We start from the raw sequence: 21,415 nt of genomic DNA on the forward strand, positions 1-21,415 counted from the left end.
TCCATTCTCCCATGCGTATTTTCAGGTTAACCGTGATAAACCGAAATGGTTTTCAGCGTGGCAAATCCATAAAGTGCCTCAAAGCCTTTTTCCCGCCCGTGGCCGGAGCGTTTAACCCCGCCAAAGGGCAGTTCAATCCCGCCGCCCGCACCATAATTATTGATAAAAACCTGCCCCGCTTGCACAGCATGTGCCATACGCAACTGCAGCGCACCATCCCTTGTCCACACACCGCAAACCAGCCCGTAAGCCGTGCCATTGGCCAGCCGTACCGCCTCCTCCTCCGTATCAAACGGCATAATGACCTGTACGGGGCCAAAAATCTCTTCCTGTGCAAGCCGATGCTGTGGCGGCACATCACGCAGCAAGGTTGGCCGCACATAAGCGCCGGATTGCGGTGCATCACCGGCAATCTCGCCCTGGGCTGCAATCTTCAAACCATCTTGCTGCGCCAGTTGCAGATAATTTTCGACAATCGCCTTCTGACGCTCAGAAACCACAGGCCCGAGGGAGAGATCTGTCTCGGCATTGCCGGCTGTCAAAGTGCGGTAATGTGCGCTCATGGCGGCAATAACCTGCTCATAAACTGCGCGCTGCACAAGAATGCGTGACGATGCTGAACAGGTCTGACCTGCATTTTGAATGCCTGCATTAACCAGAAACGGCACTGCACGTTCAATATCGGCATCAGCAAATACGATTTGCGGGGATTTGCCGCCAAGCTCCAATGTTACCGGCACCGCATTTTGTGCAGCCGCCGCCTGCACGGCCTGCCCCGTGCGCAGAGAGCCGGTAAAGGAAATATGATTGACATCCGGATGTGAAGACAGGGCGGCGCCGACCTCTGCCCCAAGCCCGGTCACCACATTCAGGGCGCCATCCGGCAAACCTGCCTGCTGTGCGATACGCGCAAATTCCAGAATGGTCAGGCAGGCCTCCTCCGCAGGCTTCACCACCGCAGCATTGCCCATGGCAAGAGCTGCGCCAAGGCTGCGGCCAAGGATCTGCATCGGATAGTTCCACGGAATAATATGCCCCGTCACCCCATGCGGCTCATAGACTGACAGCACAGTAAAACCGTTTTGATAAGGCAGCGTCTCACCATGCACTTTATCTGCCGCCGCACCGTAAAACTCCAGATAACGCGCCAGTGCCACCACATCGGCACGGGCCTGTGTCAAGGGTTTGCCGACATCGCGGGCTTCAAGCACAGATAAAAGATCAATTTCGCGCAATACCGCCTCAGAAATTTTATGCAAAAGCCGGCCACGCCCGGTTGCGCTCATACCGCCCCATGCGCCGGATAGAGCCGCACGTGCCGCCTTGACCGCCAGATCAATATCGGCCGCCGTGCCACGGGCAATCAGCGCCAGTTCACTGCCATCGGAGGGGTTTTTCAGCGTCAGTGTTTCACCCTGCTCGGCATCCTGCCAAATACCACTGATAAAATTACCGTAATGCCGCAACCCGTTTTCTGCCTCTGATACCATGCCATTCTCTCCCGCAGGATATTGCCCTCTGATTTTATTTCAGAATAATGCCTGCTCACCATTGCTGTTTTTTGCCTGTTTGAGACTCTCAATCGTTCTGCGGATATGCTGCCGTGCAAGTTCTTCTGCGGCCATGCCATCCTTGGCGGCAATTGCCTCAACAATCCGGCCATGTTCTTCAATGGCGTTTTTTGCCCGCGTTGCGGTGAGCGAGAAAAATGGCGCAAATACCTGTGAGGTCATGCGCAATAGCGGCACAAAACCATCCAGAGACGCATTGCCGCCGGCGGCCATAACCGCCAGATGAAAATCAACATTGGATTGCGTATAGGCTTTGGCATCCCACGGCTCAACAATGGTGCGCTGACGGGCTACGAGCTGATAAAGGCCGGCAATCGCGGCTTCATCTGCACGCTCTGCGGCAAAGCGGGCAGCAACACCATCAATCACCTCACGCACTGCATAGGCATCAAGCAGATGGGGAAGATCAACATTGGCAACACGCACACCGCGCCCGGGGAGATAAACAATCAGCCCGTCACGCTCCAGCACCCGCAATGCCTCGCGCAAAGGAGTGCGGCTGACACCAAATTCGGCTGCAATCTGCTCCTGCCGCAAGATTGTGCCCGGCGCATATTGCCCCGCATAGATACTCTCACGAAGTGCTTGCGCAATTTCGTCCAGCAGCCTGGTCTGGCTGCTCCATTTATAACCGGACAAGCTTTATGTTCCCTTATGTTTTTTTATATGATTATCCAGGATACAAAATTGATCAAGCGCAAAATAAGCCATGACATCAATTTGTATCATCTGTGCCCATACAAATCTGTGTCAATGTAAATCTGTGCCAGTGTAAACCGTTGCTCATGCAAACCGGTGCACAGGCACAAATGCGCATGAGCCTTGCTGTGATCAGCGGTGCAGAAAAAACGGATCGCGTTTTTCAACAAAGGCGCTCATGCCTTCCTTCTGATCATGGCCGGCAAAACCGGCATGGAACAGACGGCGCTCGAATTGCACCCCTTGAGACAATGTTGTTTCATAGGCCGTATTGACGGCCTCCTTGACCATCATGGTGACAGGCAGGGATTTTTCCGCGATTTTTGCCGCCACATCCAGGGCCTCCGGCACCAGCTGATCCGCCGGCACAATGCGCGAAACAAGGCCGCAGCGCTCGGCTTCTTCCGCCTCCATCATCCGCCCTGTCAGGCACATTTCCATAGCCTTTGATTTGCCGACAAAGCGTGTCAGGCGCTGTGAGCCGCCCATGCCCGGAATAACGCCAAGGCGAATTTCCGGCTGGCCAAATCTGGCATTATCAGCCGCAAGAATAAAATCGCACATCATCGCCAATTCGCAGCCGCCACCCAGCGCATAGCCTGCCACCGCCGCAATAACCGGCTTGCGAACAGCTGTAAAACGCTCCCATTCGCCAAACCAATCTGCTGCATACATGGTGCTGAAATCCTGCGCCTGCATCTCTTTGATATCCGCTCCCGCGGCAAAAGCTTTGGCAGAACCGGTTACAACAAGGCAGCCGATTGCAGGGTCTTTATCGGCTGCCTGCGCCGCCGCAATCAATTCTGCTGCCAATTGCCGGTTCAGTGCATTAAGCGCCTGCGGGCGATTGAGCGTAACAAGCAGCACGCGGCCATGCTGTTCTGTCAGGATGGTTTCATAACTCATTGCTTATTCTCCTTGCCCCGCAACATACGAATAATGCCGGAAAAATCCTCATTACCGCAGCCAATTGCGTTAAACAGGTTATAAAGCTGTGCGGCCTGCGCACCCAAAGGCGTTGTGGCACCGGCAGAGGCTGCCGCGGCCTGCGCCAGTTTCAAATCTTTCAGCATCAGGCTGGCAGCAAAACCGGGCTGATAATCCCTGTTGGCAGGGGATGCGGGCACGGGCCCTGGCACCGGACAATTGGTGGTAAGCGCCCAGCACTGGCCGGAAGACGTGGATGCCACATCAAACAGAGCCTGTTGTGACAGACCTAATTTTTCTCCCAGTGCAAAGGCCTCGCACACACCAATCATGGAAATGCCAAGGATCATATTATTGCAAATTTTGGCGGCCTGCCCTGCACCGGTATCACCACAATGCACTATGCGCCTGCCCATTGCCGCCAGCACAGGCGCGGCGCGCTCAAAGGCGGCCTTCTCTCCACCTGCCATAAAGGTTAGTGTGCCGGCTCCTGCCCCCACAACACCGCCCGAAACCGGCGCATCAATGCTGAGTAACCGGTGTTCTGCCGCCATTTGATGTGCTTTACGCGCATTTTCAACATCAATCGTGGAACAATCAATCAGCAGCGTATCCGGTGCTGCCAGCGCCATCAGTTCCTTCCAGACGCTTATTACATGTTTACCGGCCGGCAACATGGTAATGATTATTGTTGCATTCTGCACTGCCTGTTGCACATCAATAGCAATCCGCACCCCATCGGCCTGCGCCTGTGCCCTTGCCGCTTCTGACAGGTCAAAACCACAGACACTATAGCCGGCTCTGACCAGATTGGCCGCCATGGGTGCGCCCATGTGACCAAGGCCGATAAAACCAATAATCTCCGTAGTCATTTCCCTCTCCCATTTAATAACTCACGGGCGATAATCACCCGCATGATCTCATTGGTGCCTTCCAGAATTTGGTGCACGCGCAGATCGCGCACCAGTTTTTCCATCCCATATTCATGAAGGTAGCCATAGCCGCCATGTAGCTGCAGTGCCTGATTGGCAATATTAAAACCAATATCTGTCACAAAACGCTTGGCCATGGCACATAGTTTCACCGCATCCGCATCCCTGCGGTCGAGAGAGCGGGCGGCGCGGTGCAAAAAGGTGCGCGCCACTTCCAGCTCTGTGGCCATATCGGCAAGGCAAAATTGCAGTGCCTGAAACTGATGCAGTTTTGAACCGAAAGCCTTGCGCTCCTCCATATAGGCCAGCGCCTTGTCAAATGCGGCCTGTGCGCCGCCAAGCGAACAGGCGGCAATATTAAGCCTGCCGCCATCAAGAGCCGACATGGCAATTTTAAAACCAATGCCCTCCTCGCCGATCAGGTTTTCTGCCGGAATACGCAGATTATCAAACATCACTGTGCGGGTGGGTTGGGCGTTCCAGCCCATTTTCTTTTCACTGGCACCAAAAGAAATCCCATCAGCCTCTTTGGGCACGATAAAAGCCGATATGCCTTTTGCGCCTGCTGCACCGGTGCGTGCCATGACAATATAAACATCGCTTGCACCGGCGCCGGAGATAAATTGTTTTTGCCCTGTAATAAGATAATCATCGCCATCGCGCACGGCTCTGGTGGTGAGACTGGCCGCATCGGAACCGCAGCATGGTTCAGTCAGGCAATAGCTGGCGATCAGTTCCATTGTGTTCAGCCGCGGCAACCATTTGCGGCGTTGCGCATCCGAGCCATAGGCATCAATCACCCAGCCGCACATATTATGAATCGACAAGAATGATGCCACAACCGGACAACCCCGGGAGAGCGCCTCAAAAATCAAGGCCGCATCCATACGGCCAAGGCCTGAACCACCCACATCTTCACGAATATAAATACCTCCCATGCCAAGTTCTGCCGCCTTGCGCAGCACATCAAGAGGGAAATGCCTCTGCTCATCCCATTGCAGGGCATGGGGCTTAAGTTCCTGCGCGGCAAAATCCGCAGCCATTGCAAAAATACCGCGCTGCTCCTCAGCAAGCTCAGCGAACATGATTTTCCTCTCCAATTTGTGCAGGCCGGTTGCGCCCGATATTCAGCTCAGGAAATTCGGTTTCACAAAAAACAACACCGCGGAAAACATCGTCTTGCCTGCCCTCACACTCCATACGGCGCAATTGCACGCGGCGGATTTTTCCGGAAATTGTTTTTGGTAATTCCCGCACAAATTCCAGCGAACGGATACGCTTGAACGGTGCCAGACGCTCATTGGCATATTGCAGAACAGAAAGGGCAAGCGCACGTGAAGGTTCTTCACCGGTACGCAAGAGAAGATAGGCCTTGGGAACAGACAGGCGTATTGGATCATCCACCGGAATAACCGCAGCTTCTATCACCGCCTCATGCTCCAAAAGCACGCTTTCCAGCTCAAACGGGCTGATGCGATAATCAGATGACTTGAACACATCATCGGCACGGCCGACAAAGTGCAAATAGCCATCCTCATCCTGATAGGCGACATCACCGGTGCGGTATACGCGGCCATCTGTTCCGCCAAGCCGTCCGTCAGCTTCCTGATAACCTTGCATCAGCCCTGCCGGATGCTTGTCGCCCAATAGCAGGCACACCTCGCCTTCTTGTGCCGCATGGCCGTCTGCATCAAGAATGACCACTTCATAACCCGGCAACGGCCTGCCCATGGCACCTTTTTTTACATTTTGTGCCGGACTATTGGCTATTTGGGCTGTGGTCTCTGTCTGGCCGTAACCATCGCGGATTGTCAGCCCCCACGCCTCATATACCCGCTCAATAATTTCAGGATTGAGCGGCTCACCGGCTCCCACCAATTCACGCAGGCTCATTTTGCAGGCCTTAAGATCCTGCTGTATCAGCATGCGCCACACGGTTGGCGGCGCACAAAGCGTGGTGACTGCGCAACGCTGCATTTCTGCCAGCAGCACCCTGGCACTGAAAGCCGGCTGATTAATAATCAATACTGTTGCACCGGCATTCCAGGGGGCAAAAAGCGAGCTCCACGCATGTTTTGCCCAGCCCGGCGAAGAAACATTGAGATGCACATCCCCCGGCTGCAAGCCAATCCAATACATTGTAGACAAAGAGCCAACCGGATAGCTGCGATGACTATGGCGCACCAGTTTCGGCTTGGCTGTGGTGCCGGAGGTAAAATAAAGCAACATCGGGTCATGCGGCTGTGTTTCACCCTCCGGCACAAACACCGCAGGCTGACTGTAGGCCTGCGTATAATCATGCCAGTTGTCTTGCCGGACAGGAGAGCCATCAGGCACCTGAATGCGCAATATCTCCGCCCCTGCCAGCCCCTCACATTTTAAAAGCTGTTCACCGGTTGCAAGAATGGCGCGGGCATTGCCACGCTCCAGCCGGTCGGATAATTCATCCGGTGTCAGCAAGGTGGTGGCGGGGATAACAATAATGCCAAGCTTCATCGCAGCCAGCATCACCTCCCACAAGGCGGGCACATTACCAAGCAGCACCAGCAGATGATCGCCACGCTTCAGGCCAAGCCCGCGCAGATAATTGGCAAGCCGGCAAGAGCGGATACTCAGATCAGCAAAGCTCAGCTTTGTTTCTGTTTTTTTATCCGTATCAACAATCCACAGCGCAGTCTGATCACGGCTTTGCGGATTGGCGGCCAGTTCTGCATCAAACCAGTCCAGCGCCCAGTTAAAGGGCAGCGCCTGCGGCCAGACAAAACCTTTTTTTGCAGCCTGATAATCTTCACGATGCCGCAATAAAAAATCACGCGCCTCTTTAAAGCTCTCCGTACTCAGTTGCCTCATGCCATCCTCCCAAAAAGCATAAATCACTGTGTGCGCGGCTGAACAAACCGCTATAAATCTATAATCTCAATGAAAACGCTCCAGCCCTATGGCTGTGGCCTCACCACCGCCGATACAAATACTGGCTATGCCGCGCTGCAGATCATGAGTCTGCAAGGCCGCGAGCAAGGTCACCAGAATGCGCGCGCCTGATGCGCCAATCGGATGACCGAGCGCACAGGCGCCGCCATGAATATTGACCTTTTCCGCAGGCAGGTTCAGCTCCTGCATTGCAGCCATTGTCACCACGGCAAAAGCCTCGTTGATCTCAAAAAGATCAACATCGCCGGCTGTCCAGCCAGTTTTTTCATAGAGTTTGCGTATCGCCCCGACCGGCGCCGTGGCAAACAAACGCGGCTCATGGGCATAAGTTGTTTGTGCAACAATGCGGGCAAGCGGCGCTAAGCCGCGCTTCTCCGCCTGTGACAGGCGCATCAATACCAATGCCGCTGCCCCGTCTGATATTGAACTGGAATTGGCCGGTGTCACTGTGCCGTCCTCACGAAAGGCCGGACGCAAAAACGGAATTTTCTCCGGCCGGGCTCTGGCAGGTTGCTCATCCATATCAATGCGATGCGCAGAATTACCATTGCCAGCGATAACAGGTGCAATTTCCTGCCTGAAAAAACCGCGTTCCAGCGCCGTCTGGGCGCGCTTCAGAGAGCGCAATGCGAATTCATCCTGCGCCATACGGCTGAACCGGAAGGCCTCAGCACAATCTTCTGCAAAACTCCCCATCAGGCGGCCTTTCTCATAAGCATCTTCCAGCCCGTCAAGAAACATATGATCCGTGATTTTGCCATGCCCCATGCGATAGCCAGCGCGAGCCCTGTCCAGCAGATAGGGCGCATTGGTCATGCTCTCCATTCCGCCAGCCACAATAATATCAGCACTGCCGCAAGCCAGCATATCATGTGCCAGCATCACCGCTTTCATGCCGGAGCCGCACATTTTATTAATGGTTGTTGCCCCTGTTGCCAGAGGTATTGCCGCGGCAATTGCAGCCTGACGCGCCGGCGCCTGCCCCTGCCCTGCAGAGAGCACGCAACCAAGCAGCACCTCATCAATATCATCCTGTGCAATGCCTGCCCGCTCAATAGCGGCCTGTAGCACAACCGCGCCCAGTTTGGCGGCCTGCAAATTGCTGAAACAGCCCTGAAAAGCCCCTAAGGGCGTGCGCGCCATGCCGACAATAACCACCGGATCTGTCATCTGCATGCCCTCCCGAAACTGCAAATTCAGATAGATGCATTTTGAGCCTAATCCGAAGGTCTATGGTTCATAATGACAGTTTGAACTTTATTTTATGATCGTTTTTGCCATATCATTTCCTTAAGAAGCAGGAGAAAAATCATGATCGGCAGTGGCTTTGTTGAGGATGCGCTGGCAGCCTTGCAGCATTATGCACCTGCAAAAGCACCGCTTGTGCTTGCTGCTGCAGGCATTGATGAAGACACTCTAAAACAACCGGATTTTAAACTGGATGCCGCCCGCTATGCGCGCCTCTGGCTGGCAATTGCGGAGGAAATTCAATGTGAGTTCTTCCGCTTCGGGCAGCGTCCCATGCCGCCTGGCAGTTTTGCCATGTTATGCCATGCAGCACTTTCCAGCGATAATCTCGAACATGCCATCCGCCGCTCCCTGCGCTTTTTAACCTTGCTGATCGGGGAGCCGAAAGGTGAATTAATTCTGGATGACGGATTGGCTGTTATTATATTGCGAGAGATCAGCCCTGCACGGCCTGCCTTTGCCTATCGCACATTTTTCCTTATTCTTTATGGCGTTTTGTGCTGGCTGGTTAAACGGCGCCTGCCCATTCGTGATATTGCCTTCCGTGGCGCACCGCCGGAAAACCGGCCCGATTATCTGGATTTCTTCAATGCCAGAGTGCGTTTTTTCAACCCGCAGACCAGCCTTGCCCTTGATGCCGAATTGCTGACTCTGAAAATTCACCGCAGCAAGGCAGCCTTACGGCAATTTCTGGCACAAGCGCCGGCCAATATTTTGCTGCGTTATCGTTATGATCGCGGCAGTACCTCTCTGCTCTACAAATTGCTGCGCGAAATCCCGCCCGCCAATTGGCCGGATTTTGCGCAAGCTGCACAGATTATGCGCCTGTCAGAGCCGACCTTGCGCCGGCATTTGCGGGCAGATGGCATGAGTTTTAACAACATAAAACAGGAACTGCGCCGTCAATATGCGCTCAACTGGCTGCAGGAAACGGATAAACCTGTGGGCATTATTGCAGCAGATCTTGGATATACGGAGCCAAGCGCCTTTCACCGGGCATTTAAAAAATGGACCGGCACCAGCCCTGATGCTTACCGCAAGCTCGAAAAACAAGCACAGATGCGCCGTCCGGCTTTGAACACAAAGTGATCAATCCCCGCCTTATGTGAATGAAAAACCGGCCACAACCAGGCCATGACAAGGGCAACAAACAGCCATGACAGCACAATATCCGATAAAAAATGCGCCCCCATAGCCACCCGGTTTAATGAAAAGGCAAAAGCAGCCACAGCAGTTATAAGCAATAAAGGTGTGCGATATATGCCGCCAATCGCCAGCGGAACAGCCAGCATTGCCATGGCGCTTGCAGCCTCACCTGAAGGGAAAGAACAATTCTTATGGCATATATGTGCAATCTGCCATGCCGGCGTAAACAGCAATTCGCCACCAAATTCCGCAATTTCATTTGGCCGTGCACGCCCTACCAGAAATTTAAGACTATGCACAACAGCCACTGCGCCAATGGTATAAACCGAAAGAATATATAACAGCTTATGCGGCGCGGGCAGCCAGCAGCGGCTGAAGAATGCCTGTATCATAAGGGTGAGCAGCAAAGCAGGGATAATCAGTGCAGGCAATATACGATGCAGATCACGCAAGGCCAGCAAATTCTGATTATTATGCAGGTAGAAATTTCCCGCACTATCTGTGAACCAGCCAGATACAACAAGATCGGCTACAGGCAGGATCATAAAGAAAATACTTACGAAAAAAGTCAATCTCAATAATAAAGATTGCCAAATTTGGCTGGTCGTCTGCGGTATAAGCGAAGAGCTACCATTTATTCTTAAGAAAAATGAAGATATATTATTTAAAATCATAAAAAATCACTGATAAAAACAACAAGTAAAAATAGAACATAAATATAAATCATCTTTTATAATGTTTTTCAAAATCGCTTCAATTACGATATAAATTAAACAAAGCATTTTTTATTGGATTTATTCATATATTTTATTTCCAGACACCAATTTTCTGCCATGCTCAAGAAAATGTAATTTGCAGATATCGCGTTTGGTAACCGCCTCGCGCATTGCTGCATTGCGCAGCGGCAGCCGATAGCCAAAATGCCGGCATCGCACGCCGCCGCGTTCTTTCCAGTAATGATCGAGATCGGAATGCATCTTCTTACGGCGGGATGAACTGCGAAAATTAATAACATGTTCCGCATTACCCACAGCCAACAGGTGTTTTGCACCGAAAATACCGGCCATCCCTTCGGCCAAAAGCAGCAAGGCATCCTTAGGGCGCAGGCCATAAAGATCACGGGTTACATCAATCACCGCGCGCTTGGCATCAGCGCCCTTTGCCCCTTGCAAACCACCAATAGCCAGACTGACCCCTTGTGTGCGAGTACGAACAAAAATAAAGCTCATCATACAAAGCATATCCTGTTCTGCACCGCGCCTGATACCAAGGGTAAAACCGCCCTCATGGCGCGCACCGGCATGATCAGACAGGCACAATACAATCTCATATCCCTGCCTGCGCCCTGCCACCTCTGCGCAAATCAACGCCTCCCCCGCCCACAGGCGGCGCAATAGCTGCGCATCCATCATCTGTGCGGCGATTAAAAAATGATCTCTCAGCCATTGCAGTCTTTCAGAGCGGGCGGCTTTATAAAGAAAGAAATTGGGGATCGCCTTACGGATAATATCATCATGCGGCGCTCCCAATTGGTATTGCGCCGCAAATTCGGCCAGAAACCGGTACCAGCGCCATGACAAGACCGGGTAACCTATCAACCGCAATGTAAAACTGGCCGCTTTTCTGAAGCTTGTGCGCGAACCGATACTCAAGGCCTGCCCGAGAATCTTGTTATATTTTACAGTTTCTCTATCGGCTATTGCGCAGCAATATAGTGAAGACGAACGGGAAACAGCCTTTGCGGCATTTTCAGTTTTATATAATCTGGAAGACATGATATGCTACAATTCTCACTTCCTGTGGGAAGGAGTTATGCAACTGAACTGTCAAGATTTAACCGGTAAATAATGTGAGGTTTTTTAAGGTATATTATAATACGATAATCTTTTTTGTTTCTGATGTCTGATTTGCCTATTTTCTCGGAAAAATCATTGTTATCATGGCACCGCCTGCCTGTGGCGTACTGCACTCCACCCTGCCGCCATGGGCGCGCACAATAGCCTGCACAATGGAGAGGCCAAGGCCGGAACCACCGGTTGATCTGGAACGGGAAGGCTCCGCCCGCCAAAAAATATCAATAGAATGCCCGACAAGTTCCCGTGCCAAACCAGGGCCATGGTCAATCACCCGCAAAAATGCTTCCTCCCTGTTCAGATAGCCGCATTCACAACGCAAATATCTGCCCGATGCCGCATAGCGGATTGCATTTTCGACCACGGCCAGCAATGCCTGCCGCAGACGCTGGCCATCTGCGGGAATGATTGCGGTTTTCAAGCTGGTTTCAACAATTATATCCGCCTCATCAAACAGCGGGCGTGAAGCCTGAAGCACCTGTTCTGCAGCTTGCGCAATGTCTATATGTCTGCGCTGAGTAACCAGTTTCTGGCTGGCAGCCAGCGATAATGTGCGTAAATCCTCCACCAGACGCGACAAGCCTTCCACCTGTGTCAGCAGGTCTTCGATCCGGCCATCATCACGGGGGAAAACCTTATCCGCCATACCCTGCAATGTGCCCTGCACGATGGTCAGGGGTGTGCGTAATTCATGCGCCACAGCCATTGTATTAAACCGCAGCCGCCGTTCCATATTTTCCAATTCTTCTGCCAGTGCATTAAAACGGCTGATAAGCAACAAAACCTCGCCGGTACCACGGACATTATCCGGCACGCGCACTGAAAAATCCCCCCGCCGGAGATTATTGACCACACCGGTCAGTAAATTGAGCGGGCGGCTGATTTTGCGCGCCAGCCAAAAGCCGATAAGACTGCAAATAAAAGCTGCGATAAAACCGGATTTAAGCACCAGCCAGTACAGATCATTCTCACTGCCCTCATAAAGCTGGCGCAATTGCCTGATCAGTGCCAGAAAATCCTCATGCAATGGCAATTCGCCATTTTCCAGCATATCATAAGCCCTGCGGGCATTCTCCGTGAGCATACCAAGATAGCTCTGCTCCTGCATCTCCAGCACCCAGAGAATGCCAAAAAACATTATCACCGTACTCAATAAAAGCATGGCCGCCGTTACAAGGGCAGAAACAGTGCCAAGAGACAGGCGGGACAATGACACAGCGGAGAAAAGAGAGCGGAATAATTTCATCGTGGTTCTGACAGCCGGTAACCAATGCCACGCACTGCCGGAAACAGGCCGGACGGCCCGCCATGAACTTCAATCTTACGGCGCAAATTGGCAATATGCGTATCAATCGTGCGCACCAGCGCATCACTTTGCGGCAAACAGGCATCCAGAAGATCATTACGCTGAAAAGCATGGGTGGGACGGCGGATCATATATGCCAGAATACGGTACTCGCTCAAGGTCAGCGGCAATAATTTGCGCTCCTCCTCCGTATCCACAAAAGCGGCATGGGCATCAAAATCAATCAGGATATTTTCAAAGCGGACAGTCATGTTAGCCATATTATTGCGGGTGCGGCGCAGCACGGCATTCACCCGCGCCACCACCTCCTGCGGGTTAAACGGCTTGATAATATAATCATCCGCCCCCAGCCGCAGCCCCGACAAACGGTCAATATCCTCGGCCAGCGCACTGACCATAATCACCGGCACATTGCTTTCCCTGCGCAACCGCGTCAAAACCTCAAAACCATCAATTTTGGGAATGCGCACATCCAGCAGAACCAGATCAGGTGACAACATGGCATAATGGCGCAAGGCTATTTCGCCATCAGCGGCTGAAATTGTGCGATAGCCATCACGGATAAGATAGGCCTCCAGAATACCGGCAATTGCCGGTTCATCCTCAACAATCAGTATCAGACCTTTATCAATCATGACGCACCTGTTTTTCAATTACCCGCGGTCAGATGTTGAGCCCATCTGCGGCCGGTGTCATCCTGTCCGGAAAAGCAGTTGCAACTATAGGAAAATTGTCAAGATTATATGTGTTTATGACCAAGCACTGAAAGACACATGCAGATAAATCGTTAAGAGCCGGCTTTTCCTGAATTTTGCCCGCAGCATTCCTGTCACTCAAATTATTGCCACTCATTGTTTATTTTCAGCAATAATTTTCTGCTGCCCCCTTGCAGAAACCTAAAAAACCGGCCTGACTGCAACAGAGAATAACCAGGCCGCCAGCTATCCGGCAGCCCTTAAGCCAGCAATCGGGAGAGATCATGACTGAGCGCACCTATTACGCCCCTGCAGGCGGCGCGCCAAAGCAAACACAATTGCTAAGCGATCGCGCGGTATTTACGGAAAGCTATGCCGTTATCCCCAAAGGCGTGATGATGGATATCGTCACATCCTGTCTGCCTTTCTGGGATAAAACGCGGGTTTGGATCTTATCACGCCCGCTTTCCGGCTTTGCCGAGACTTTTGCGCAATATATCGTAGAGCTGGAACCGCAGGGCGGCAGCGAGAAACCTGAGCCGGATGCTGATGCAGAAGCCGGTATTTTTGTGGTTGAAGGCAATATTGTTATTACGCTTGATGGCAAGGAACACGCTTTACGTGCAGGCAGCTATGCTTTTCTGCCGCCCAAAAGCCGCTGGACAATCCGCAATAAAAGCGATGCGCCTGCCCGCTTCCACTGGATCAGAAAGCGTTTTGAATATGTCAATGGCCTTGATGTGCCGGAGGCATTTTTCAGGCATGAGTCTGAAATAGAACCGGTTGCCATGCCGGATACAGATGGCAAATGGGCAACCACCCGTTTTGTCGATCCGGCTGATCTGCGCCATGATATGCATGTCAATATTGTTACTTTTGAACCCGGCGCGGTTATTCCTTTTGCTGAAACCCATGTCATGGAACACGGTCTTTATGTGCTGGAAGGCAAGGCCGTCTACCGGCTCAATCAGGACTGGGTAGAGGTGGAAGCCGGTGACTATATGTGGCTGCGCGCCTTCTGCCCGCAAGCCTGTTATGCCGGCGGCCCCGGCAAATTCCGCTACCTGCTTTATAAGGATGTAAACCGCCATGTTAAGCTGAAACTCTGAGGCCGCCACAATAATTTTAACAAGAAAGCCGCCGGTTTTACACAGGCCGCGCGGCTTCAACTCATTGAAAAATAACAATTTTGATTTTTTAAAAAGCCATAATCCTCACAAACATATAAAAAACCATGCATTAATTAAAAATATCCGTTAAAAACGATTTATTAATTTATTTTCACCGTAAAAACGCCATATTCACTTCAGCCGAAAGTGCTTCGGAGTCCTGTTACCGATGAATGCTATCATTGCTTTTTTAAATACAATCCTCTGGAATTATGTTCTCGTCTATGGCCTGCTTGCCGCCGGAATTTATTTTTCCGTGCGACTCGGCTTTCTCCAGATCCGCCATTTTCCTGAATTTTTCCGCTCGGTTATGCGCACTCCCAAGCAGGATAACAGCGGCATCACACCATTTCAGGCATTGTGTACCAGCCTTGCCTCCCGTGTAGGTACCGGCAATATTGCCGGTGTGGCGGTTGCGCTTTATCTCGGCGGCGCTGGTGCAATTTTCTGGATGTGGATTGTTGCATTTGTGGGCATGGCAACAGCCTATGCAGAAAGCACGCTGGCACAGCTTTACAAAACCCGCGATGCAGATGGCCAGTTTCGCGGCGGCCCTGCCTTTTATATTTCAAAGGGTCTTAAAGCACCCTGGGCAGCCATTATTTTTTCCATCTGCCTGATCATTGCCTTTGGCCTTGTGTTTAATGCCGTGCAGGCCAATGCCATTGCCGATGCCATGAACGGCTCTTTCGGCATTTCCAAAATTGCAGTTGGTGTTGTCATCGCCATACTTGCCGGTATTGTGATTTTTGGCGGTATCCGGCAAATTGCCCGCGTGGCCGAGCTTGTTGTGCCATTTATGGCGGCAATCTATCTTGGCGTGGCTATTTATGTGCTCATTGCCAATATTGCTGAAGTGCCGGCGCTGATTGCCCTGATTGTTAAAAGCGCCTTTGGCGTGGAAGCTGCAGCAGGCGGTATTGCCGGCGCCTTGATGAACGGCGTAAAACGCGGCCTGTTCTCCAATGAGGCCGGTATGGGGTCTGCGCCCAATATTGCCGCTTCAGCCACGCCAAATCCGCATCACCCGTCCTCACAGGGTTTTGTGCAGGCGCTTGGCGTGTTTATTGATACAATCCTGATCTGTACAGCCACAGCAATCATGATCCTGCTATCGCACAAGCTTGACCCGAGCTCAGGCCTCACCGGCACATTGCTGACTCAGGAAGCCATGACTGTGCATATTGGCTGGTTTGGCAGCTATTTCATCAGTATTGCGATTTTCTTCTTCGCATTCACCTCAATCATCGGCAATTATGCCTATGCTGAAAATGCCATGATCTATCTTGGTGCCGGCAAACATTTCTGGCTGACATTGCTGCGTTGCGGCACATTGCTGATGGTAATCTGGGGCGCTTATGAAAGCATTCTCACTGTTTTTGATGCTGCAGATGCAGCAATGGGGCTGATGGCAACCATCAACCTTATTGCTATTACATTGCTCTCAGGCACTGTTGTGAAAGTGACAAAGGATTATTTTGAGCAGAAAAAAGCCGGCACACCGCATTTTACGCTGCAAAATTATCCTGAACTCAGCGGCAAGGTCGATGGTGAAATCTGGAAATAAACCGCTTCCGGTTTTTTAAACAGCAAAACAGGCCGCTTCAGATATGAAGCGGCCTGTTCCATTTTCAAATATATGCTCTCATGTAAAATATATACTCTCAGGCGGCCTGCTCTTTCTCTGCCCGTTTTTTCGCAAATAATTCCAAACGTTGCTGCAATTTTTCTGCGCCGGATGCAAAATGCGCCGCATGTTTGAAAACCGGCACCTGCGCCTCAAAGTGACAGGCCACCTGATGGCCGTCCTGCACATCCTGCAACGCCGGCGCCTGCGCACGGCATTTATCCTGTGCCAGCGGGCAACGTGTATGGAAGCGGCAGCCGGAAGGCGGATTAAGCGGGCTTGGCACATCCCCGCCCAGCACTTTCCATGAGCCGCGGGAAGCCGGATCAGGCTGGGGCGCGGCAGCCAGCAAAGCCTGCGTATAGGGATGACGCGGATTATTATAAAGCCGGTGCTTATCGGCAATTTCCATTACCTGCCCCAGATACATAACCGCCACACGATCAGCCATATGCTTGACCACCGGAAGCCCGTGCGAAATAAACAGATAGGACAGCCCCATTTCTTTCTGCAAATCCTTGAGCAGATTGACCACCTGCGCCTGAATAGATACATCAAGTGCCGAAACCGGCTCATCACACACAATCAGTTTGGGCGATAATGAAAGCGCACGGGCAATGCCGATACGCTGGCGCTGGCCGCCGGAAAACTCATGCGGGTAACGGGCGGCATGGTAGGGAGCCAGATCAACGCGGCGCAGCAATTCAATCACCCGTTCACGGCGCGAGGCATCTGTTCCCACACCATGCACCAGCATCGGCTCGGCAATCAATTCGCCAACGGTCATACGCGGATTGAGGCTTGCATAGGGATCCTGAAACACCACCTGCATTTTGCGGCGCAGATCACGCAATTTGCTGCCGTTTGCATGTGTGACATCCTCGCCTTCAAACAACACACGGCCGGCAGTTGGCTCCAGCAAGCGCAATGCCAGACGCGCCGTGGTCGATTTTCCGCAACCGCTCTCGCCCACAATCGCCAGCGTTTCCCCTGCCATCAGCTTGAAGGATACCTCATCCACAGCACGCACTGTGCCGACAACTTTTTGCCGGATCAGCCCTTTTTTGACAGGAAAATGTTTGGAAATACCCTGCAACTCCAGAAGCGGCTGTGTCATAGAAAATCCTCCACCGGTGCTTTATGGCAGGCAACAAGATGATTGGTCTTTAATTCATGCAATTCAGGCAGGTTTGCCGTGCATTGCTCATCAGAAAACGGACAACGCGGATTAAACCTGCAACCGGATGGCAAACGGAACGGCGGCGGCACCACACCGCTGATGGCCACAAGGCGCTCCACATCTTCATCCATACGCGGCATAGAGCCCATAAGCCCGATCGTATAGGGGTGCTGCGGATCTTGAAAAACAGCATTAACAGAAGCGCGTTCCGCCACTTTGCCGGCATACATCACCGCCACATCATCGGCCACCTGCGCCACCACGCCAAGATCATGGGTGATGAGGATAATTGCCATATTGGTCTCCTGCTGCAACTCCCGCAGCAGGTTGAGAATCTGCGCCTGAATGGTCACATCCAGCGCCGTTGTCGGCTCATCGGCAATCAGCAGCACCGGTTTGCAAACCAGCGCCATGGCAATCATCACACGCTGGCGCATACCGCCGGACAATTGATGCGGATATTCATCAAAGCGGCGCTCCGGTGCGGGAATACGTACTCTGCGCAAGGCTTCAATTGCCTCCTCACGCATCTCCTTATACGGTTTTTTATGATGAGCCTGCAGGGCCTCAACCAACTGATAGCCGATTGTATGCACCGGATTAAGCGAGGTCATCGGCTCCTGAAAGATCATCGCAATGCGGTTGCCACGCAGCTTGCGCATGTCATCGGGCGACAGTTTTAAAAGATCCTGCCCCTCAAAGATCACCTCACCGCCGGCATTCTTGCCCGGTGGCGGCACCAGCCCCATCACCGAGAGTGACAACATGGACTTGCCACAGCCGCTCTCTCCCACAATACCCAGCGTCTTGCCGCGCTCCACTTTCAGCGAGATACCGTCCACAGCGCGGATGGTGCCATTTGGTGTTTTAAATTCCGTGACCAGATTGCGGATTTCGAGAACCGGTTCTGTCATATATTTATCTCCAGACCGCTCAGGCAAAACCATAAGCGGTGATTTATATCCGCCCTTTAGTTCAGACCGGAAAATGAATGCGGGGCATAGGCGCTGACGGGACGTTTTGCCCAGTCTTCCTGCGGTGCCCGCAAAACTGTACGTTGCTGTGCGGCGTGAAGCTCTTCTGCCGCCTGCTCAAAATCAATCGTCAGGCAGCAGCCTTTCTCAACCACTTTTACACCATCGACATAAACCGTATCCACCGCGCGTTCGGCTGCCGCATAAATCATGCTGCGGATCGGATCATAGCCCGGCCGCATCATCGGGTGCCTGAGATCAACCAGCACCAGATCGGCCTTGCAGCCTGCCTCCAGCCGCCCGATATCATTGCGTCCGAGAAGGTCGGCACCGCCCATTGTCGCCGCGGTAAAAATCTCACCTGATGTAACAGTGCGCGGGTTTTCAGCCATCATCCGCGCCACGTAACCGACATGGCGCATCTCTTCGAGCATATTATGCGGATAGGTATCAGTGCCGATGCCAAGACGCACACCGGCGCGCAAATAACGGCCAAAATCACGCATGGCTATGCCACGGCGCATAAAAACAGTGGGGCAATGGGCAACAGCTGTGCGGCTCTCGGCCAAAAGGGCAAGATCACGGCGCGTATGCCAGTTATTACGCGGATAATCGTCAAGAAAAATCCCGTGGCTGACAATGCTGGTCTCGCCCAGAACATCCAGCTGTTCCAGCCACTGAACAGGCGAGACACCATGACGGCGGGTAATCTCATGAAACTCAACCGTTGATTGTGCGGCATGGATCTGCCAGGGGATATTGCGCCGCCTTGCCTCCCTATAGCTCTCCCTGATCAGGCCTTCACTGCAGGTATCAATCTGTGCCGGACACAACATGGAGAACAGGCGGCCGGAGGGATGCGCTTCAGCGGCATCTGCTATTTGCAGTGCCTCTGCCAGTGCTTTTTCACCTGCAGCCTCGTCCCATTCATATTCAACCACATGGCCGTTTTTGGTGTACCAACGGGCGGTGCGGAACATGGGGGTGATACATATGCGCAGGCCGCTTTGGCCTGCCAGATCAATCCATGAGGGATGGGCAACGGAAAGATCTGCCAATGTTGTAACGCCGGATTTGAGCAATTCCGCATAGGCTACTTTCCATGCCGCCTCCGCACCCTGACTGTCAGGGCGGATGATTGGCATAAATTCATAAAGCGCAGAATTATACAGCCCCGGGGAACCAAGTTCATCAAGGATACTCTTATTAAGCGGCTCACTAGCAGGATGGGAGTGAATATTGACCAGCCCCGGCATAACCATAAAACCACGGCCGTCCTGCTCTTTGTCTACAACGCCGCAATAATCCTTGCCTATATGAACAAGCTTACCATCTTCAAACGCGACATCTGCGTTTTTTAAATAAATATGGCTTTGCGCTTCCTTGTCCCATGCAACAACAATATCGGCATTCTTGATAACTGTTACAGTCACCGCATCACTCCCCTGCGCTCTTATTCCGGATCTGCGCCCGTATTCCTGACCTGCAATTGCGGCACGGCCTCCTCGCAATGCCGCAATTTTTTGTTGTTAGCGTTTCAGAGAAATATCCAGACCTTTATAGATACCGGCGCCATAAATACCGTGGGCTTTGGCACCTTCCACGCGGTCACCGGAGATCAGCCACATAGGTTCAGACGACAGGGTGACCCACAGATTTTCTTCTGTAAGATTGCGTTGCAGGCTTGCCAGCGCCTCATGGCGCTCTTTCTGGTCTGTGGTGGTGGCGGCTTTGCGCAACAGCTCATCCGTTGCCGGATCTTTCCAGTTCATACGGTTTGGCGTTGGTGCCTGACGGCTCGGAAAATACAGGCCAATGGCTTCAAGCGCGGTTAATGCCGGATAATTCATATAAAAAGCATCAAATTCCTGCGTTGCCAGCTTGCCCCAGCCAACAGTTGCATCCCAAAGCTGGATTTTCATATCAATACCAACCTTGCGCAGGTCAGCCTGCATGGCCTCACTCACTGTGGGATTGGTGGCATTGCGCAGACCATAAACAAGGAAGGATGCTTTCTGCCCGTCTTTTTCACGGATACCGTCTGCCCCCGTTTTCCAGCCGGCTTCATCCAGCATTTTATTGGCGCCATCCACATCAAAGGCCGGCATTAATTTGGCAGATTCCGGATCATAATCAATAATTGCCGGATTAAGGAGCGATTTCATCTCCTTGCCATGGCCAAAATAGACAGCCTGTGTAATCGCGGCCTTGTTTGTCGCCATATTGACGGCCTTGCGGATCACCGGATCGGATACGACAGGCTTATCAATCTTGAAGCCCATAAACATATCGTAAATATAATTTTCCTGCTTGGAAACGCTGATGCCCGGCATGTTTTCCATAGTGCTTAGCGCAATAGGCGGCATATAATAGGTCATATCCGCCTGCCGCGCCTGAATGGCTGCCATCAGCGTATTAGCTTCCGGAATGACGCGCCAGACAATCTCATCAACCTGCGGGCTTGGATTTTTATAGAAAGACGGCCCCCATGTATAATACGGGTTTTTCTTCAGCTTCAGCTCCTGCCGCGGCTGCCAGCTCACCCAGCAATAAGGGCCGGTGCCGTTAAAGCCCTGCACACCGAAATTCTCACCCAGTTTCTCAACCGTTGCTTTGTCCACGACACTGGAAAACGGCATTGTCAATTGCGGCAAAAGATCAGAATAAGGCTCTTCCAGCTCATAAATTACCGTGTAATCATCCTTGGCGGTGACACTTTTCACCTTCCCGCCGCGAAAAGCGGTTGGTGAGCGTTTTTCAGGATTTTGCCAGCGTTCGATCGTATAAACCACATCTGCAGCAGTCATCGGCCGACCATCGCAGAATTTGACATCCTTGCGCAGATGGAATGTATAGGTCTTGCCATCTTCTGAAACCGACCATGTTTCAGCCAGCCCCGGCCTGATGGTTTTCATATCAAAATCAAGTGATACCAGCGTATCACCCAGCATTGCCATCACTTCAACCATGGCCGTTGCTGTGGAGCGGATCGGGTCATAATTATCCGCATCAATCACCCGCAAAATAGATAGCGGCGCCTTGGTCTGGGCATAGGCTGCGCCGGTCATTACGGCTGCTGCTGCCACACCGGCAGTCAGAATGGAAGCAAGATAGTTTCTCATTTCAGTCCTCCTGATGAGGCGCCCACTGTTCTGTG

At 52.3% G+C, this 21,415-nt stretch carries 18 protein-coding genes; 3 read left to right on the plus strand and 15 right to left on the minus strand.

Features of this window, described 5'->3' with window-relative positions; all coding sequences use genetic code 11:
* Positions 1 to 26 precede the first annotated feature (26 nt).
* From ACSTTO_RS13310 to ACSTTO_RS13340, 7 genes are all read right to left on the minus strand, one after another.
* A complete protein-coding gene (locus ACSTTO_RS13310) occupies positions 27 to 1,490 on the minus strand; it encodes an aldehyde dehydrogenase family protein (protein WP_439273720.1) in 1,464 nt (487 codons plus the stop codon).
* A 39-nt stretch (positions 1,491 to 1,529) separates the two neighbouring features.
* Entirely contained in the window at positions 1,530 to 2,210 is a 681-nt protein-coding gene (locus ACSTTO_RS13315; RefSeq protein WP_439273722.1) for a GntR family transcriptional regulator, read from the minus strand.
* Positions 2,211 to 2,402: 192 nt separating this feature from the next.
* Entirely contained in the window at positions 2,403 to 3,176 is a 774-nt protein-coding gene (locus tag ACSTTO_RS13320) for an enoyl-CoA hydratase (protein ID WP_439273724.1), read from the minus strand.
* The gene (mmsB, locus tag ACSTTO_RS13325) at positions 3,173 to 4,069 is read right to left on the minus strand and encodes a 3-hydroxyisobutyrate dehydrogenase (RefSeq protein WP_439273726.1); all 897 of its coding nucleotides are present in this window, start codon (positions 4,067 to 4,069) and stop codon (positions 3,173 to 3,175) included. Before mmsB ends, ACSTTO_RS13320 begins: the two co-directional genes overlap by 4 nt.
* Entirely contained in the window at positions 4,066 to 5,214 is a 1,149-nt protein-coding gene (locus ACSTTO_RS13330; protein WP_439273727.1) for an acyl-CoA dehydrogenase family protein, read from the minus strand. The genes mmsB and ACSTTO_RS13330 overlap by 4 nt, the downstream gene beginning before the upstream one ends.
* On the minus strand, positions 5,204 to 6,979 hold the full coding sequence (locus ACSTTO_RS13335; RefSeq protein WP_439273729.1) for an AMP-binding protein: 1,776 nt from the start codon (positions 6,977 to 6,979) through the stop codon (positions 5,204 to 5,206). The genes ACSTTO_RS13330 and ACSTTO_RS13335 overlap by 11 nt, the downstream gene beginning before the upstream one ends.
* A 66-nt stretch (positions 6,980 to 7,045) precedes the next feature.
* Entirely contained in the window at positions 7,046 to 8,236 is a 1,191-nt protein-coding gene (locus ACSTTO_RS13340; RefSeq protein WP_439273731.1) for an acetyl-CoA C-acyltransferase, read from the minus strand.
* A 135-nt stretch (positions 8,237 to 8,371) separates the two neighbouring features.
* On the opposite strand from ACSTTO_RS13340, the gene ACSTTO_RS13345 reads away from it, so the two are divergent.
* Positions 8,372 to 9,397: an AraC family transcriptional regulator gene (locus ACSTTO_RS13345; protein ID WP_439273732.1), complete on the plus strand. Its 1,026-nt coding sequence runs from the start codon at positions 8,372 to 8,374 to the stop codon at positions 9,395 to 9,397.
* Here the strand turns inward: ACSTTO_RS13345 and ACSTTO_RS13350 are convergent.
* The 4 genes from ACSTTO_RS13350 to ACSTTO_RS13365 all read right to left on the minus strand — a co-directional run bounded on the left by ACSTTO_RS13350 (position 9,340) and on the right by ACSTTO_RS13365 (position 13,245).
* Positions 9,340 to 9,999, minus strand: a complete 660-nt coding sequence (locus tag ACSTTO_RS13350; protein ID WP_439273734.1) for a phosphatase PAP2 family protein — start codon at positions 9,997 to 9,999, stop codon at positions 9,340 to 9,342. The two genes, ACSTTO_RS13345 and ACSTTO_RS13350, sit on opposite strands and share 58 nt — an antisense overlap.
* 249 nt (positions 10,000 to 10,248) lie before the next feature.
* Complete coding sequence (locus ACSTTO_RS13355) at positions 10,249 to 11,229, minus strand: DUF535 family protein (protein ID WP_439273736.1); 981 nt, start codon at positions 11,227 to 11,229, stop codon at positions 10,249 to 10,251.
* Between the two features lie 136 nt (positions 11,230 to 11,365).
* Entirely contained in the window at positions 11,366 to 12,517 is a 1,152-nt protein-coding gene (locus tag ACSTTO_RS13360; protein WP_439273738.1) for an ATP-binding protein, read from the minus strand.
* A gap of 32 nt (positions 12,518 to 12,549) precedes the next feature.
* Entirely contained in the window at positions 12,550 to 13,245 is a 696-nt protein-coding gene (locus ACSTTO_RS13365) for a response regulator transcription factor (RefSeq protein ID WP_439273831.1), read from the minus strand.
* Positions 13,246 to 13,592: 347 nt separating this feature from the next.
* Between ACSTTO_RS13365 and ACSTTO_RS13370 the strand changes: the two genes are divergently transcribed.
* Together ACSTTO_RS13370 and ACSTTO_RS13375 are read left to right on the plus strand one after the other, a co-directional pair.
* Positions 13,593 to 14,417, plus strand: coding sequence for a bifunctional allantoicase/(S)-ureidoglycine aminohydrolase (locus tag ACSTTO_RS13370; RefSeq protein WP_439273739.1), 825 nt, complete (start codon positions 13,593 to 13,595; stop codon positions 14,415 to 14,417).
* 229 nt (positions 14,418 to 14,646) lie between these two features.
* A complete protein-coding gene (locus ACSTTO_RS13375) occupies positions 14,647 to 16,044 on the plus strand; it encodes an alanine/glycine:cation symporter family protein (protein ID WP_439273740.1) in 1,398 nt (465 codons plus the stop codon).
* A gap of 97 nt (positions 16,045 to 16,141) precedes the next feature.
* On the opposite strand, the gene ACSTTO_RS13380 is transcribed toward ACSTTO_RS13375, so the two are convergent.
* The 4 genes from ACSTTO_RS13380 to ACSTTO_RS13395 form a co-directional block, all read right to left on the minus strand.
* Positions 16,142 to 17,221: an ABC transporter ATP-binding protein gene (locus tag ACSTTO_RS13380; protein ID WP_439273741.1), complete on the minus strand. Its 1,080-nt coding sequence runs from the start codon at positions 17,219 to 17,221 to the stop codon at positions 16,142 to 16,144.
* On the minus strand, positions 17,218 to 18,198 hold the full coding sequence (locus ACSTTO_RS13385; RefSeq protein ID WP_439273742.1) for an ABC transporter ATP-binding protein: 981 nt from the start codon (positions 18,196 to 18,198) through the stop codon (positions 17,218 to 17,220). The genes ACSTTO_RS13380 and ACSTTO_RS13385 overlap by 4 nt, the downstream gene beginning before the upstream one ends.
* A gap of 56 nt (positions 18,199 to 18,254) precedes the next feature.
* Positions 18,255 to 19,691, minus strand: coding sequence for an amidohydrolase family protein (locus ACSTTO_RS13390; RefSeq protein WP_439273743.1), 1,437 nt, complete (start codon positions 19,689 to 19,691; stop codon positions 18,255 to 18,257).
* A 96-nt stretch (positions 19,692 to 19,787) separates the two neighbouring features.
* Positions 19,788 to 21,380: an ABC transporter substrate-binding protein gene (locus ACSTTO_RS13395; protein ID WP_439273744.1), complete on the minus strand. Its 1,593-nt coding sequence runs from the start codon at positions 21,378 to 21,380 to the stop codon at positions 19,788 to 19,790.
* Between the last annotated feature and the right edge of the window lie 35 nt (positions 21,381 to 21,415).

The sequence above is a fragment of the Pseudochrobactrum albidum genome (assembly GCF_051851455.1).
In the GTDB taxonomy this organism is placed as follows: domain Bacteria; phylum Pseudomonadota; class Alphaproteobacteria; order Rhizobiales; family Rhizobiaceae; genus Pseudochrobactrum.

Excerpts from the sequence above, each read along its gene's own strand:
- ACSTTO_RS13310 (WP_439273720.1), bottom strand. The coding sequence starts at position 1,490 with ATGGTATCAGAGGCAGAAAACGGGTTGCGGCATTACGGTAATTTTATC.
- ACSTTO_RS13320 (WP_439273724.1), bottom strand. The coding sequence starts at position 3,176 with ATGAGTTATGAAACCATCCTGACAGAACAGCATGGCCGCGTGCTGCTT.
- mmsB (WP_439273726.1), bottom strand. The coding sequence starts at position 4,069 with ATGACTACGGAGATTATTGGTTTTATCGGCCTTGGTCACATGGGCGCA.
- ACSTTO_RS13330 (WP_439273727.1), bottom strand. The coding sequence starts at position 5,214 with ATGTTCGCTGAGCTTGCTGAGGAGCAGCGCGGTATTTTTGCAATGGCT.
- ACSTTO_RS13335 (WP_439273729.1), bottom strand. The coding sequence starts at position 6,979 with ATGAGGCAACTGAGTACGGAGAGCTTTAAAGAGGCGCGTGATTTTTTA.
- ACSTTO_RS13340 (WP_439273731.1), bottom strand. The coding sequence starts at position 8,236 with ATGCAGATGACAGATCCGGTGGTTATTGTCGGCATGGCGCGCACGCCC.
- ACSTTO_RS13345 (WP_439273732.1), top strand. The coding sequence starts at position 8,372 with ATGATCGGCAGTGGCTTTGTTGAGGATGCGCTGGCAGCCTTGCAGCAT.
- ACSTTO_RS13350 (WP_439273734.1), bottom strand. The coding sequence starts at position 9,999 with ATGATCCTGCCTGTAGCCGATCTTGTTGTATCTGGCTGGTTCACAGAT.
- ACSTTO_RS13355 (WP_439273736.1), bottom strand. The coding sequence starts at position 11,229 with ATGTCTTCCAGATTATATAAAACTGAAAATGCCGCAAAGGCTGTTTCC.
- ACSTTO_RS13370 (WP_439273739.1), top strand. The coding sequence starts at position 13,593 with ATGACTGAGCGCACCTATTACGCCCCTGCAGGCGGCGCGCCAAAGCAA.
- ACSTTO_RS13375 (WP_439273740.1), top strand. The coding sequence starts at position 14,647 with ATGAATGCTATCATTGCTTTTTTAAATACAATCCTCTGGAATTATGTT.
- ACSTTO_RS13380 (WP_439273741.1), bottom strand. The coding sequence starts at position 17,221 with ATGACACAGCCGCTTCTGGAGTTGCAGGGTATTTCCAAACATTTTCCT.
- ACSTTO_RS13385 (WP_439273742.1), bottom strand. The coding sequence starts at position 18,198 with ATGACAGAACCGGTTCTCGAAATCCGCAATCTGGTCACGGAATTTAAA.
- ACSTTO_RS13395 (WP_439273744.1), bottom strand. The coding sequence starts at position 21,380 with ATGAGAAACTATCTTGCTTCCATTCTGACTGCCGGTGTGGCAGCAGCA.